This window comes from Kitasatospora sp. NPDC034533 (assembly GCF_055575155.1).
In genome coordinates this window covers 1,297-15,929 of sequence record NZ_JBVITE010000102.1, presented here as the reverse complement: position 1 = coordinate 15,929, position 14,633 = coordinate 1,297, and the positions used below count along the sequence as shown (strand labels likewise).

Here is a 14,633-nt window from a genome sequence, read left to right as displayed (position 1 = left end):
CTCGCCGAAGAATGGGACCCCCGACTCCAACGCCAGGTCGGCAACTTCCCCCAGGCCTTCAGCCACGTCCCACTCATCGACACCGCACTACGCCTGACCGCCTGCGGCGCCGCGTACCTGTCCGCCCAGCCGGACGGCGCGGCCGCCGACCGGGTCGAGCAGGCCACCGTCTAGGGCCGGCCGGGGGCGGCGCGGGAGGAGCCCGGCCTACCCGCGCTGCACCAGCTCGTCGTAGGTGCTGAGCACCTGGGCGACGGTGGCGGCCTCGTCCGGCCAGGTCTCGGCCTGCTGCCGGCCGGCCGCCACCAGCCGCTCGCGCCGGGCCGGGTCGGCCAGCAGGGCGCGCACCGCGCGGCCGAGGGCCGCCGGGTCGCCGGGGGGCACCAGGACGGCGGCGTCGCCGACCAGTTCGGGGATGCCGCCGACGGCGGTGGCGACCACCGGCACACCGGCCCGCATCGCCTCCTGCACCACCAGCGAGCGGGCCTCCCAGCGGCTGGAGAGCACCACCAGGTCGGCGGCGGCCAGCAGGTCGGGCACGTCGGTGCGGTAGCCGAGCAGCCGCACCGGCAGCTTCTCGGCGGCGATGCGTTCGCGCAGCGTGCCCGCCTCCGGGCCGTCCCCGGCCAGCAGCACGAGCGGTTCCGGGTCCAGCGCGGCGAGCTCCCGGGTGGCGTCCAGCAGCAGCCCGAACGCCTTCTGCGGGACGAGCCGGCCGACCGCCAGCACCAGCGGGCGGTCGACGCCGCCACCACCGTCGCCGTCGCCACCGCCGCCGCCGAGCAGTTCGGCGCGTGCCTCGGCGCGGCCGAGCCGGCCCTCGGGCATCGGCGGGGCGGCCACCGGACCCAGCCGGGCGTCGGTGGCGCCCAGTTCGCGGGCCCGGGCGACCAGGTCGGAGGAGGCGCCGAGGACCAGGTCGGCGGCGCGCGCCACCCGGCGCTCCATCAGCCGCTGGAGCCGGCGCTCCATGCCGGTGGCCAGCAGCGCGTGGTGCGAGGTGACCACCAGCGGGGTCTCCGGGCGCAGGCCCGGGAAGCGGCCCGCGGTGCGCAGCGCGAGGTCGGACAGCAGCCCGGCGCGCAGCCCGTGGGCGTGCACCACGTCGGCGCCGGTGAAGGCCCGGCGCAGCTCGCCGATCGCGGTGGCGTCGCTGCGGGCGCCCGCGGTGGGGGTGATGTCGACGGTGTGGAACCTGGCCCCCGTGCGGGAGAAGCCGAACAGCGCGTCCGTGCCGGCCGGCGCGCAGACGGTGACGGTCACTCCGTGCGCGACCAGGCCCTGGGCCAGGGAGCGCACGTGCGCACCGATGCCGCCGGTGCTGGCGGCCAGGACGAGTACCACGTGCAGCTGCCCCGGTTCGGGGCTGGCCGCGGTGGCCCGGGCGGCGGAATGGTCCACTTCTTCTCGCATCCGACTCGATCAGGTTCGCGCGCCGCCACGCGAGGATTGCCCGCTACGGCGCTCGGGGCTGGGAAGCCAGTTGTCCAGCCGCCACCATGCCAGGTCGGCGGCCCTCTTGGACAGTCGGCGCCACCGGGGGCGCGTCGCCGACCTCCGCGGGGCCGCCGGCGCCGGCTACCGGCGGCGCGGGGCCCGGGCGGCGGCCAGCAGTTCCTCGGCGTGGGCACGGCCCAGCTCCGAGTCCTCCAGGCCGGCCAGCATCCGGGAGAGTTCGCGCACCCGCTCCTCGTCGTTCAGCACCTTGACCCCGCTGCGGGTCACCGTGCCGTCGTGGGTCTTCTCCACCACCAGGTGCCGGTCGGCGAACGCGGCGACCTGCGGGAGGTGGGTGACCACCACGACCTGGGCGGACTCGGCCAGCTTGGCCAGCCGGCGGCCGATCTCCACCGCGGCCTTCCCGCCGACGCCGGCGTCCACCTCGTCGAACAGGTAGGTGGGCACGGGGTCAGCGCCCGCGAAGACCACCTCGACGGCGAGCATCACGCGGGACAGCTCACCGCCGGAGGCGCCCTTGGCGATCGGACGGGGCTGGGCGCCAGGGTGCGGGGCGAGCAGCACCTCGACCTCGTCCACGCCGTGCGGGCCGTACGCGACGGTGCGCCCGTCGACCTCGATCCCGGCCAGGTCGTCGACCTGGCTGATCGAGAAGGTCACCCGGGCGTGCGGCATGGCCAGCTCGGCGAGTTCGGCGGAGACCGCGGCGGCGAACCGTCCGGCCGCGGCGGACCGGGCCCGCGAGACCTCGGCGGCGAGTTCGGCCAGCTCGGCCCGCAGCTCGGTCTCCCGGGCGCCGAGCTCGTCGATCCGGTCGTCGTCGCCGTCGAGCTCGGCGAGCCGTGCCGCGCCGGCCTCGGCCCAGGCGATCACCTCGGCGAGGGAGTTCTCCTCGCCGCCGTACTTGCGCAGCAGCTGGGCCAGCACGGCCCGGCGGTCCTCGACGGCGGCCAGCCGCACCGGGTCGGCGTCCAGGTCGTCGGCGTACCCGGCCAGGTCCCCGGCCACGTCGGCGAGCAGGTAGCCGACCTCGTTGAGGCGGTCGGCCAGGGCGGCAAGGCGCTCGTCGTGGTGGCGCACGGCGTCCAGGGCGCGGCGGGACTGGCCGAGCAGGGTGCCCGCGTCCAGCGCCTCTGGGTCGGCCGGGTCGCCGGCCAGGGCGGCGTGGGCGAGGGTCGCGGCGGAGGACAGCGCGTCGGCGTGGCCGAGCCGCTCGGCCTCGGCCGCCAGCTCCACGTCCTCGCCGGCCACCGGCTCGGCGGCGGCGATCTCGTCCAGGCCGAAGCGCAGCAGATCGGCCTCCTGGGCGCGCTCGCGGGCCCGGGTGGTCAGCTCCTCCAGGGTCGCGGAGACCTCGCGCAGGGTGCGGTAGGTCTCCCGGTAGCGGGCCAGCGGCTCGGCCACCGAGGCGCCCGCGTAACGGTCCAGCGCGCCGCGCTGGCGGGCCGGGCGCAGCAGCCGCTGCTGGTCGGTCTGGCCGTGCACGGCGATCAGGTCCTCGCCGAGCTCGGCGAGCAGGCCGACCGGCACGGACCGGCCGCCGACGTGGGCCCGGGAGCGGCCCTCGGCGGACACGGTCCGGCTGATCAGCAGCGCGCCGTCGTCCAGTTCGGCCCCGGCCTCGATCGCGCGGGCCGCCACCGGGGAGTCGGCGGGCAGTTCCAGCCGGCCCTCCACGACGGCGCGTCCGGTGCCGTTGCGCACCAGGCCCGGGTCGGCGCGCCCGCCGAGCAGCAGGCCCAGGCTGGTCACGACCATGGTCTTGCCGGCGCCGGTCTCACCGGTCACGGCGGTGAAGCCGGGGGCGAGTTCGACCACCGCGTCGTCGATGACCCCAAGATCCCGTATCCGCATCTCGTCCAACACGGAGACGACCTTACGAGGTTCCGCCCCCGGCGCGCGACGAGCGGCAACGGCGCGCGGCAACTCCGTGCCCGGAAGTTCATTCCTTCCGGGCCTCCCCGGCGGGCCCCGGCACGGTGCACCAGGGCAGGAAGAACTGCGCCAACGGGCCGATGGCCAGCGCGTACGCGACGGTGCCGACCCCGGCGGTGCCGCCGAGCAGCAGACCGGCGGTGAGGACCGTCACCTCGATGCCGGTGCGCACGAGTCGCAGCGAGCGGCCGGTGCGCCGGTGGAGGCCTGTCATCAGGCCGTCGCGCGGGCCGGGACCGAGCCGGGCGCCGATGTAGAGGCCGGTGGCCAGGCCGTTGAGGGCGATCGCCGCGGCGGTCAGCGCGATCCGGGCGGGCAGGGCGCCGGGGCCGCCGACGAACCGCAGGGTGAGGTCCATGGCCGCGCCGATCACCAGCACGTTGGCGACGGTGCCCAGGCCCGGGCGCTGGCGCATCGGGATCCACAGCAGCAGGACGAGGGCGCCGCAGATCGTCACCCAGGCGCCGACCGACAACCCGACGGTGCGTTGCAGGCCCTGGTGCAGGACGTCCCAGGGGTCGAGGCCGAGGCCGGCGCGGAGCATCAGCGCCATGCTCACCCCGTACAGGGCGAGGCCGACGAACAGTTGCGGGATCCGGCGGCCCAGGGCGTGGGTGTCGCCGAACACCCGGGCGGCGAGGCCGGGTGTTCCGGTGACGGGCACGGCTCCGGCGGCGGGCGCGGGTCCGGTGGCGGCTGGTCCTGGGGTGGTCGTGGTGGCCACGGCTGCTCCTGCGGTGGTGCTGCACCACCGAAACGCCCGGTGGTGGCGGCCGGCATGGCCGCCCTGCCATGATGGGCAGGCCAAAGCGGCCCACTCCAGGGCCAATTCCGAGCAAGTGGACTGATTCAGCCATGGTCGACTGGCACACCACCGTCACCCCGCCCGCACTGGCGCGACTGCTCACCACCGCCCGGCTCCCCGAGCCCGGCGCCGTTCGCCGCCCCGCCTACCGCACCCTGGCCGGGCAGATCCGGCTGCTGGTCACCGAGGGCCGGCTGCCGGTCGGCGCCAGGCTGCCCGCCGAACGCGAACTGGCCGGCGCCCTCGCGATGAGCCGCACCACCGTCGCCACCGCGTACGAGACCCTGCGAGCCGACGGCTACCTGCGCAGCCGGCGCGGCTCGGGCAGCTGGACCGCACTGCCCGAGGGCTCCCCACCGCCGGGCGAGGCGCTGCACCCCGTCCCGCCGGACGAACAGGGCCGCATCCTGGACCTCGGCGTCGCCGCCCCGCCCGCCGCCCAGCCCTGGGTCGGCCAGGCCGCCGCCCGGGCCGTCGAACAGCTGCCCCACTACGCCGCCGGGCACGGCCACTACCCCACCGGCGTGCCGGTGCTGCGCGAGGCCGTCGCCCGCCGCTTCACCGAACGCGGACTGCCCACCACCCCCGACCAGATCCTGATCACCACCGGCGCCATGGGCGGTCTGCACCTGCTCCAGCGGGCGCTGGTCGGCCGGGGCGACCGGGTCGCCGTCGAGGCGCCCAGCTACGCGAACACCCTCCAGGCGCTGCGGCTCACCGGCGCGCGCCTGGTCCCGGTGCCGCACGCCTGGACGCCGCGGCCCGCCTGGGACCTCGACGAGTGGCAGCGGGTGCTGCGCGGCGCCGCCCCCAAGGTCGCCTACGTGATCCCGGACTTCCACAACCCCACCGGGGCGCTGATCGACGAGGAGCAGCGCCGCCGGCTGCTGGCCGCCGCCCGGGCCGCCGGAAGCATCGTGGTCGCCGACGAGACCACCGCCGAACTCGGCTGGGGCGTACCGCCGTCCACGCCGCTGCCGCGCCCGACGGCGGCACTGGACCGCTCCGCCCAGGTGGTCACCGTCGGCTCCGCGGGCAAGCTGCTCTGGGGCGGCCTGCGGATCGGCTGGGTCCGGGCCGCGCCCGCGCTGGTGCGCCGGCTGGCCACCGAGCGGGTCTACAGCGACGTCGGCACCCCGGTGCTGGACCAGCTGATCGCCGCCGAACTGCTGGGCGAGCCCCTGCCCGACATCCGGGAGCACCAGCTGTCCCGGCTGCGGGCCACCGCCCATGCCTTCGCCACCGCGCTGCCCGAACGGCTGCCCGCGTGGAGCTTCACGATGCCGCCCGGCGGGCTCTCGCTCTGGGTCTCCACCGACGGCCTGTCCGGCGCGGCGCTGGCCCGGGCCGGGGAGCTCGGCGGGGTCCGGATCGCCTCGGGCAGCCGCTTCGGCGCGGACGGCGCCTTCGAGCACCACATCCGCATCCCGCTCACCGTGCCCGCCACGGCCGTCCCCTCCGCCGTCGGACGCCTCGCCGCGCTGGCCGCCCACGCGGCGTCCGGCGGGCGGCTCGAACCGGCCGACGAGGCCCAGCCACTGGCGGTCTGACTGGCCGTCAGTGCGGTCGGCCACCTCACACCGAGGGCCATGGGACCCTTACGGGAAACCGAACCCCCTTGGCGCACGGCCGACTTCGGACACGCGTTCCAGTGGCGGCCGACCGTGCGGCACCAGCTCGGCGGGCCGGTACCAGCCCGCCGAGCTAGCCGTGCTCCGCCCGGCCGCGCCAACCCGTCACCGGCAGCGCGAACTTGGCCACCAACCGGTCGGTGAACGGCGCCCGGTGCAGTCTGGCCAGCCGCACCGGCGTCCGGCCCCGACGCACCTCCACCCGCGCCCCGGCGGGCAGTTCGACCGAACGCCGCCCGTCGCACCACAGCACCCCGTGCGGCGTCTTGGGCTGCACCTCGACCGCCAGCACCGACTCCGGCGACGTCACCAGCGGACGGGCGAACAGCGCGTGCGCGGAGATCGGCACCATCAACAGCGCCTCCACCTCCGGCCACACCACCGGCCCGCCACCGGAGAACGCGTACGCCGTGGAACCGGTCGGCGTCGCGCACACCACGCCGTCACAGCCGAAGTTGGAGACCGGACGGCCGTCCACCTCGGTCACCACCTCCAGCATCCGCTCCCGGGACGCCTTCTCGATCGAGGCCTCGTTCAACGCCCAGTCCTCGTGCACCACATCGCCGTTGGTGCGGACGATGACGTCGATCGTCATCCGCTCCTCGACCTCGTAGTCGGCGTCCACCACCCGCTCGACCACCACCGCCAGGTCGTCCCGCTCGGCCTCGGCGAGGAAACCCACCCGGCCCAGGTTGATCCCGAGCATCGGCAGCCCGTGCGAGCGCGCCAACTCCGCCCCGCGCAGCAGCGTCCCGTCCCCGCCCGCCACCAGGATCAGCTCGCAGCCGTCCGCCGCCCCGGGGCCCTCGGCCACCTTCTCGACGCCTTCCGGCAGATCCAGGTCCACCGCCTCGGCCTCCAGCAGTCTGATCCGGAGCCCCGACTTCAGCAGCCCGTGCACCAGGGCCTCGACGCTGCGCAGCGCCGCCTCCCGGCCGGTGTGCGCGATCAGGAAGACCGTACGTTCTTCACTCATGCCGCTGCCCTCTCCCTAACGCCTGCCGGGTCGCTTTCGGCCCCGGTGCGGCCGCGCCATACAACATGACGCGCCGGACGCCCGCAAGGCACCCTACCGGGGCCCCTCCGCCACGGCCCGGTCCGCGTCCGCGGGGTCCAGCGGCGGAGCGTCCCGGCGCAGCCAGAGGAAGTACTCGACGTTCCCGGACGGCCCCGGCAGGGGGCTCGCGGTGACCGCGCGCACGCCCAGCCCGAGCTCCCACGCCTGCCCGGCGACCCGGCGCACCATCTCGGCGCGCAGCTCCGGACTGCGCACCACACCGCCGCTGCCCAGACGCTCCTTGCCGATCTCGAACTGGGGCTTGACCATCAGCACCAGGTCGGCGTCCTCGGCCGCGCAGGACGCGAGGGCCGGGAGCACCAGGCCCAGCGAGATGAACGACAGGTCGCCCACCACCAGGTCCACCGGGATGCCGCCGATCACGTCCAGGGTCAGCTCGCGCACGTTGGTGCGGTCCATCACCGTGACCCGCTCGTCGCTCTGCAACGACCACGCGAGCTGCCCGTAGCCGACGTCCACCGCCAGCACGTGCGCGGCCCCGGCCCGCAGCAGCACATCGGTGAAGCCGCCGGTGGAGGCGCCCGCGTCCAGCGCCCGGCGGCCCTCGACCACCAGCCCCTGCGGCACGAACGCCGCGAACGCCCCGGCGAGCTTGTGGCCGCCGCGCGAGACGTAGTCCGGGTCGTTCTCGTCCTTGGCCACCACGACCGCCGCCGAGGTCTCCACCTGGGTGGCCGGCTTGGTCGCGGTGGTGCCGCCGACGGTCACCCGCCCGGCCGCGATCAGCTCGGACGCGTGCTCACGCGACCGGGCCAGCTTGCGGCGGACCAGTTCCGCGTCGAGTCGACGTCGTGCCACTGCCACTGGTGTTTCAGCTCCTACGGGTCCTACGGATCATTCCTGGTCGAGCGCGGCCAGTGTGTCGACGAGCCGCTGGTGAACATCTTCGTACACCGCGACCTGCGCCTCCGCCGGCACCCCGTCCAGGGCCGCCAGCCGGGCCAGCCCGGCGTCCACGCCGGGGTGGCCGGTGGGGTCCGGCTCGACGCCCAGGGGCTCCGCCGGCACGGGCGGTGCGGGCGGTGCGGGCGGATCTGCCGGTACGGGCGGCACGACCGGTGCGGGCGGTGCGATCGGCACGGACGGATCAGCCGCCCCGGCGGTCTCCAGTGGCTCACTCGTCTCGGGCATCGGGCTTCTTCGCGCTGGTGGTCTTGCGGACGGTGGTCTTCTTGGTCGCCGTCCGCTTCGCGGCGGTCCGGGGCCCGTCGGCCGCCTCGGACCGGGCCCCGGCCCGCCGGCCCTCGGGCTGGGCGTCCGCCGGCTTGGCGGTCGCCGTCTTCCGAACGGTCGTCGTCTTCTTGGCGGACTTCTTGGCGGACTTCCTGGCCGCCGCCTTCTCGGCGGGCTTCGCGGCGGGCTTCGCGGCCCCGGCCGCCGCCCCCGCGGCGGTCCTCTTGACCGCGCCCTTCGCCGCACTCCTCTTGGCCGTGCTCCTCTTCGCCGCGCTCTTCTTCGCCGCAGGCCTCCCGGCCGACCCGGGCCCGCTCTCGACGGCGGGCTCCTCCGGCCGAACCGGGGCGCCCGCGGACGCCGACGGGACAGGCGCGACCGGCGCGACCGGCGGAACCGGAGGATCGACCTCGACCGGCTCGTCCACCTCCACCCGCTCGGCAACTATCGGCTCCCCCGCCGACCGCTCGTCCTCGAACTCCCAGCCGCGCCCGAACAGGTCACCGGCCCGCGGCGCCGGCACCGGCTCCTCGGCCTCGTCCGGCTCCGCCCCGCGCTTAGCCGCCGGAGCCTCCTCCTCGACCTCACGCAGTTTGGTCTCCAGGTACGCCAGCACCACACCGACCTTGGTCACCTGGTCGCCGACCCGCTCGAAGACCTTCTCCACCTCGCTGCGCGCCACCCCCACCGCCAGGTCCACCCCGGCCCGCCCGGCGGTGACCGCCTCCCCGGCCAGGGTCTGCAAGGTCTCCACCGACGGCGGGAACTCACCGCCCAGCCGGCGTTCGACCTCGGCGACGTCGACCCCGGCCCGCTCCAGGATCGACGCCGCCGTCCCGACGACCCGCTTGCCGACCCCCTCGACCACCCCGGCCGCGGTCTCCACCACTCCCCGAACCGTCCTCGACAGCATCCGGGTGCCTCCCAATCGCCTACGCGCGTCGCTCCGTCGCCCTCAGTACCCGAGCGTTTCCGGGCACCCCACGGACGACGCTACCGCCAAAACCGTCCTGAGGTACCGTGGCCCGCAGTCAGCACCGTAGCGACCGGGGGAGGGAGCCGCCCCGTGGCGAACGCCGAGGAGTGCCGGGAGGCACTGGAGCAGCTCAGCCGGAACATGGCGAAGTCCACCGGCGACGTGCGCAAGGCCGCGGCCCTCGACCGCTCGCTCAGCTGCCGGATCACCGACCTCGACCTGACCTTCACCGGGCAGCTGCGCGACGGCCGGATCCAGGACGTGACGGCCGCCCCCGGCGCTCCCGTCGAGAAGGCGGAGATCCGGCTCACCATGAGCAGCGACGACCTGGTCGCGCTGGTCGACGGCCGGCTCAACTTCGCGTCCGCGTGGGCCGGCGGCCGGGTCAAGCTGGAGGCGGGATTCCGCGACCTGCTGCGGCTGCGCACCCTGCTCTGAGCCGCACACCCTGCTCCGAACCGGGCCGCCGCGGCCCGCCGCCGCATCGGGCCGGGCCGCGAACGGGCCGAGCCGCCTCGGTCGAACCCCGCCGCATCGGGCCGCGTCGGTCGAGCCGCGCGCACCGGGCCGGATCGGCCGACCCGGTGCCGTCGGCGCCCCTCAGAACCCCAGGTCGGCCAGCGCCTTCCGGCCGTCCACCGGCACGCCGCCCGCGTCCAGCACGGCCCACGCCGCCGCGCACAGCGCCCGCAGGCCGTCCCAGCGGTCCCCCGCCCCGGAGAGCCCCAGCACGCCCGCCTCGACCCCGGCGACCCAGCCGCCACACGTGAAGCCGCTGTCCGCGGCCGCCACCGCCGGGTGCGGGACGAGCAGTCCGCGCAGGTCCGCCGCCAGGTACGTCGGCCGGTGCTCGACCGGCGCTGCCAGCAGCAGCTCCGGAGTCGTCACCCCGGTGAACACCAGCAGGCTGTCCACCCCGCCGTTGAACGCGCCCTCGATGTCCGTGTCCAGCCGGTCCCCGACCACGAGCGGCCGCTCCGCGCCGGTGCGCAGCACGGTCTCCCGGTGCATCGGCGGCAGCGGCTTGCCCGCGACCTCCGGCTCCACCCCGGTCGCCTCCCGCACCGCCGCCACCAGGGTGCCGTTGCCGGGCGCGATGCCGCGGGCCCTCGGCACCGTCAGGTCCAGGTTGGACGCCACCCACGGCAGACCGCTCTGGACCGCGTACGAGGCCTCCGCCAGGTCCGTCCACCCCACCGAGGGGTCGAAGCCCTGGACCACCGCGAGCGGCCCGTCCGCCAGCGAGCGGACCGGCACCAGCCCCAGCTCGGCCAGGGCCTCCTCCAGCCCGAGGCCGCCCACGACCAGCACCTTCGATCCGGCCGGCACCTTCTCCGCGACCAGCCGCGCGGCGGCCTGGGCCGAATTGATCACGTCGCCCGGCTCGGCCGGGACGCCCAGCTCGGTCAGGTGCTCGGCCACCACGCGCGGCGGTCGGGAGGCGTTGTTGGTCACGTACGCGAGCCGCATCCCGGCCGTCCGGGCCGCGTCCAGCGCCTCCACCGCGTGCTCGATCGCGTGCGCGCCCGCGTAGACCACGCCGTCCAGATCCAGCAGCGCCGTGTCGTACGCGTCGGTCAGTGGACGCTCGCTGCCGCCGGGGGCGGTCCGTCGCACGGGGGTGCCCGTCTGGGTCATGGCTGCGCTACCTCATTCACTGCGTCGTCGTTCACTGCGTCGTCGTTCACGGCGTCGTCTTCGTTCGCCGCATCGTCGTTGCCCTGCACCTTCGTGTCGCCGCACCTCGTCCGTGACCCACCGCGTCGTGCGTCCCTGCGTCCACCACCGGCCGGGCGACGCCGTCCGTCCGGCACCGTCCCGGTCAGGCGCCGTCGTCGGCCCCGCTGCCGCCACCGGCTCCGGGCCCGTCCGGCGAGCCAGCGGACCGGTCCTCGGCACCCGCCGGAGGTGCCAGGTAACCGGGGGCTCCCGGCAGCAGCGGCCCGTACGCCCCGGCGCGGGCCGCCAGGGTCGCCCGGGTCTGCCGCAGCGCCTGCCGGTAGTGGTCGGCCTCCGGCCGCATCGCCACGGCCAGCGCCAGGTGCTCGGCGGAGGTCTCGAAGTCGCCCAGCCGGGCGGCCGCGACCCCCCACCCGAACTGAGCGTAGTCGTCCGCCGGGTCCGCCAGCGCCACGGCCCGGAAGTTCTCCAGCGCCGCCGCGTACGAGCCCGCGTCGAACTGGGCCCGCGCCAGCGCCTCCCGGATGCTGCGCGAGTGCGGCTCGGCCGCCGCCGCCCGGGCCAGCAGTTGCTCGGCGGCCCCAGGGTGCCCCTGTGCCAGCAGCCGCGCTCCGCGGCGGAACCAGTCGTACACGTCGCCGACGGGCTCCCCGGAACGGCTCTGCCGCGGCACCCCGCCCTCCGCCGGATCCGCTGCCGGGCCGTCGCCCGCGGCGCCGCCGTCCACCCGTTCCTGCCCGTCGTCCATGCCGTACCTCGCCCTCGGTCGTACACCCGCGCCCGCCGCTCGGCACGGACGTTCCGATCTCTCAACAACGCGTACCCGGTTACGATGCCCAGAATGAGCACACCCAGTGCAGAAGACGGAGTCGAGACTCCCGAGGGCGGCCCCGGCGATCCCGGGCACGTCGCCACCGCCGGCCTGTCCTTGTCCCCGTTCCGCGGCCTGCGCTACGTCCCCGACCGGGTCGGCGCCCTCGCCTCGGTGATGTCCCCGCCGTACGACGTCGTCGACCCCGGCCGCCGGCTCGACCTGGAGACTGCCGACCCGCACAACGTGGTCCGGCTGATCCTGCCCAGGCCCGAACCCGAGGACGCCGGCGACCGCCCCGACCGGGACACCCGCTATCGGCACGCCGCCCGGTTGCTGGCCGCCTGGCAGCGCGAGGGCGTCCTCGCCGCCGACCCCGAGCCTGCGCTCTACGTCTACGAGCAGCGGGTGCCGGCCACCGCAGACTCCCCCGAAGTCCTCCAGCGCGGCCTGATCGGCGCCCTCGCGGTGAGCGGGCGCGAGGGTGGCGTGGTCCTCCCCCACGAGGACGTGATGCCACGGCCGGTCGCCGACCGGGTCGGCCTGATGCGCACCACCCGGGCCAACCTGGAGCCCCTGCTGCTCACCTACCGGGGCGCCGGCGGCGCCTCCGCCGTGATCGAGCGGACGGTCGAGGGCCGGCCCCTGCTTTCCACGGCCACCAGCGACGGCACCCACCACCGTCTGTGGGCGGTCACCGACCCGGCCGAGATCGCCGAGATCGGCCGCGACCTCGCCACCTGCCGTGCCCTGATCGCCGACGGCCACCACCGCTGGGAGATGTACCTGCGCCTCCAGCGCGAGCACCGCCACCTGCCGCGCAGCCCGTGGGACCGCGGCATGGTGCTCCTGGTGGACACCGCCCGCTACCCGCTGCGGGTCCGCGCCATCCACCGCGTGCTGTACCGGCTCCCGGTGGCCCGGGCGCTGGAACGGCTCGGCGACCAGTGGAAGGTCAAGGAGGTCCCCGGCCCGTTGCCCGCCGCGCTCCAGGCGCTCGCCGAACAGAAGCGGCACGGCGGCAACGGCTTCGTGCTGACCGGCGGCGACGGCGTCTACTGGCTGCTCGGCGAACCCGAGGAGTCCCTGCTCGACGCCACCGTGCCGCACGGCCGACCCGAGGAATGGCGCCACCTGGACGCCACCGTCCTGCACGCCACCCTGCTGGACCACACCTGGCACGTCCCGGACGGCCCGGACGACATCGGCTACCTGCACACCGCCGTGGCCGCCGAGCAGGAGGCCGCGCGCACCGGCGGCACCGCCGTCCTGCTCCACCCGGTCCGGGAGTCCGTGGTGCGACGGCTCGCCGAACAGGGCGTCACCATGCCGCGCAAGTCCACCTCCTTCGGGCCGAAGCCGGCCACCGGGCTGGTGCTGCGCAACCTCGCGCTGGGCTGACGCGGCCCGCGGGCCCGGACGCCGTGAGGCCCTGCCGTTCCCGGATCTCCCGGGGAACGACAGGGCCTCACGGCGTTGCCTGGGGGCTGCCTCAGCTCTTGTCCGCGTCGCTCTCGGCGTCGGTGGCCTTGGCCTCGGCGGCCTCCGCCTTGGTGCCCTCAGCCTTGGTGCCCTCGGCCTTGGCGTCCTGGAACTTGGCGTCCTGGGCGCGCTCGGGGACCACGCCGTCGAACTCCTCGTCGATCTCCAGGTCGTCCTCGTCGTAGTACTCCTCGACGTCCTCCTCGTCCTCGAAGATCACCCGGTCGTCGGCGTTGTCGCCGCCACCGCGCTTCTTCGCCGACGCGTCGGCCGACTCGGTCTCGTCCTCGGTCAGCTCCGGGTCGAGCGCGTCGGTGAACTCCACGCCGTCGATCTCGGCCAGCCGCTCGGAGGCGTTGGTGGTGCCGTCGGTGTCCGCCTCGGCCGCCTTGGCGAACCAGTCACGGGCCTCGTCGGCCCGGCCGGCCGCGATCAGGGCCTCGGCGTAGGCGTACCGCAGGCGCGCGGTCCACGGGTGCACGGCGCTGGAAGCGAGCTCCGGGCTCTGCAGCGTCACCACGGCCGCGTCGTACTGCTCCATGTCGGTGCGGGCACCGGCCGCCACCAGGCGCATCTCGACCTGGCCGGCCTTGTCCAGCTGCTTCACCTCGGGCTCACCGGCCATGGCCAGCGCCCGCTCCGGACGGCCGAGGCCGCGCTCGCAGTCGGCCATCACGGGCCACAGGTCCGCCCGGCCGGTCATCCGGCGGGCGGCGCGGAACTCGGTCAGCGCCTCGGAGTAGCGCTGCGTCATGTACGAGGCGAAGCCGGCCGCCTCACGCACGGCCGCCACGCGGGAGGCCAGACGGAGCGCGACGCGCGAGTACTGGTAGGCCTCCTCCGGCTCGCTGTCGAGCAGGCGAGCCACCATCACCAGGTTGCGGGCGACGTCGTCCGCGAGGGTCTTGGGCAGGCTCTTGAGCTCCTGACGCACGTCCGCGTCCAGCTCGAAGCCGGTGACGTCCTCCGGGATCGGCAGGCGCTTGACGGGCTCGTAGTTGCCCCGGCGGTCGTCGTAGTCACGGCGGCCACGGTCGTCTCGGCGGTCGTCCCAACGGTCACCACCGCGGTAGCCGCCGCCCTGGCGGTCGTCACGGCGGAAGCCGCCACGGTCGCCGCCGCGGTCGTCACGGCGGAACCCGCCACGGTCGCCGCCGCGGTCGTCACGGCGGAACCCGCCACGGTCGCCGCCGCGGTCGTTCCGGTCGCCGCGTTCGCGGTTGAAGCCGCCGGAGGGGCGGTCGTCGCGGCGGAAACCACCGCGGTCGCCACCGCGGTCGTCGCGGTCACGGCCGTAGCCGCCCGACGGGCGGTCGTCACGACGCGGACGGTCATCGCGGTCATCCCGACGGAAACCACCGGAGGGACGGTCATCGCGACGGAAACCACCGCCGGCCGGCCGGTCGTCACGACGGAAGCCGCCACGGTCGTCGCGGTCGCGGTTGAAGCCACCGGAGGGACGGTCGTCACGGCGGTAACCGCCGGAGGGACGGTCGTCACGGCGGAAACCACCGCGGTCGTCGCGGTCACGGCCGTAGCCGCCCGACGGGCGGTCGTCACGACGCGGACGGTCATCGCGGTCATCCCGACGGAAACCACCGGAG

At 75.6% G+C, this 14,633-nt stretch carries 14 protein-coding genes and 1 pseudogene; 4 read left to right on the top strand and 11 right to left on the bottom strand.

Going from position 1 to position 14,633, the window contains the following annotated elements:
* Nucleotides 1-174 (top strand): glycoside hydrolase family 15 protein (locus ACZ55U_RS37135; protein WP_465533700.1); only part of this gene is annotated, 174 nt, incomplete at its 5' end.
* Between the two features lie 33 nt (nt 175-207).
* On the opposite strand, the gene ACZ55U_RS37130 is transcribed toward ACZ55U_RS37135, so the two are convergent.
* The 3 genes from ACZ55U_RS37130 to yczE form a co-directional block, all read right to left on the bottom strand.
* Complete coding sequence (locus ACZ55U_RS37130) at nt 208-1,401, bottom strand: glycosyltransferase family 4 protein (protein WP_465533692.1); 1,194 nt, start codon at nt 1,399-1,401, stop codon at nt 208-210.
* Nucleotides 1,402-1,578: 177 nt separating this feature from the next.
* The gene (gene recN, locus ACZ55U_RS37125) at nt 1,579-3,312 is read right to left on the bottom strand and encodes a DNA repair protein RecN (RefSeq protein WP_465533698.1); all 1,734 of its coding nucleotides are present in this window, start codon (nt 3,310-3,312) and stop codon (nt 1,579-1,581) included.
* Nucleotides 3,313-3,400: 88 nt separating this feature from the next.
* The gene (gene yczE, locus ACZ55U_RS37120; RefSeq protein WP_465533696.1) at nt 3,401-4,057 is read right to left on the bottom strand and encodes a membrane protein YczE; all 657 of its coding nucleotides are present in this window, start codon (nt 4,055-4,057) and stop codon (nt 3,401-3,403) included.
* Between the two features lie 191 nt (nt 4,058-4,248).
* Between yczE and yczR the strand changes: the two genes are divergently transcribed.
* Nucleotides 4,249-5,748, top strand: coding sequence for a MocR-like transcription factor YczR (gene yczR, locus ACZ55U_RS37115; protein ID WP_465533690.1), 1,500 nt, complete (start codon nt 4,249-4,251; stop codon nt 5,746-5,748).
* A gap of 154 nt (nt 5,749-5,902) precedes the next feature.
* Here yczR and ACZ55U_RS37110 read toward each other — a convergent pair whose 3' ends face one another.
* The 4 genes from ACZ55U_RS37110 to ACZ55U_RS37095 form a co-directional block, all read right to left on the bottom strand.
* Entirely contained in the window at nt 5,903-6,805 is a 903-nt protein-coding gene (locus ACZ55U_RS37110; protein WP_465533688.1) for an NAD kinase, read from the bottom strand.
* A 93-nt stretch (nt 6,806-6,898) separates the two neighbouring features.
* Nucleotides 6,899-7,705, bottom strand: a complete 807-nt coding sequence (locus ACZ55U_RS37105; protein ID WP_465533686.1) for a TlyA family RNA methyltransferase — start codon at nt 7,703-7,705, stop codon at nt 6,899-6,901.
* A gap of 36 nt (nt 7,706-7,741) precedes the next feature.
* Nucleotides 7,742-8,038 (bottom strand): hypothetical protein, encoded by a 297-nt coding sequence (locus ACZ55U_RS37100; protein ID WP_465533684.1) that lies wholly within the window; start codon nt 8,036-8,038, stop codon nt 7,742-7,744.
* Nucleotides 8,022-8,969, bottom strand: a complete 948-nt coding sequence (locus ACZ55U_RS37095; RefSeq protein WP_465533682.1) for a hypothetical protein — start codon at nt 8,967-8,969, stop codon at nt 8,022-8,024. Before ACZ55U_RS37095 ends, ACZ55U_RS37100 begins: the two co-directional genes overlap by 17 nt.
* A gap of 177 nt (nt 8,970-9,146) precedes the next feature.
* Here ACZ55U_RS37095 and ACZ55U_RS37090 point away from each other — a divergent pair, with 177 nt between their 5' ends.
* Nucleotides 9,147-9,494 carry an SCP2 sterol-binding domain-containing protein gene (locus ACZ55U_RS37090; protein ID WP_465533680.1) on the top strand — a complete coding sequence of 116 codons (348 nt, stop codon included), beginning with the start codon at nt 9,147-9,149 and terminating at the stop codon, nt 9,492-9,494.
* Between the two features lie 162 nt (nt 9,495-9,656).
* Here ACZ55U_RS37090 and ACZ55U_RS37085 read toward each other — a convergent pair whose 3' ends face one another.
* On the bottom strand, nt 9,657-10,694 hold the full coding sequence (locus ACZ55U_RS37085) for an HAD-IIA family hydrolase (RefSeq protein ID WP_465533678.1): 1,038 nt from the start codon (nt 10,692-10,694) through the stop codon (nt 9,657-9,659).
* Nucleotides 10,695-10,878: 184 nt separating this feature from the next.
* A complete protein-coding gene (locus tag ACZ55U_RS37080; RefSeq protein WP_465533677.1) occupies nt 10,879-11,484 on the bottom strand; it encodes a tetratricopeptide repeat protein in 606 nt (201 codons plus the stop codon).
* Nucleotides 11,485-11,577: 93 nt separating this feature from the next.
* Between ACZ55U_RS37080 and ACZ55U_RS37075 the strand changes: the two genes are divergently transcribed.
* Entirely contained in the window at nt 11,578-12,948 is a 1,371-nt protein-coding gene (locus ACZ55U_RS37075) for a DUF1015 family protein (RefSeq protein ID WP_465533676.1), read from the top strand.
* Nucleotides 12,949-13,039: 91 nt separating this feature from the next.
* Here the strand turns inward: ACZ55U_RS37075 and ACZ55U_RS37070 are convergent, their stop codons facing one another.
* On the bottom strand, nt 13,040-14,008 hold the full coding sequence (locus ACZ55U_RS37070; protein ID WP_465533694.1) for a tetratricopeptide repeat protein: 969 nt from the start codon (nt 14,006-14,008) through the stop codon (nt 13,040-13,042).
* 45 nt (nt 14,009-14,053) lie between these two features.
* A pseudogene (locus ACZ55U_RS37065) lies at nt 14,054-14,633 on the bottom strand (DEAD/DEAH box helicase); the annotation flags it as partial.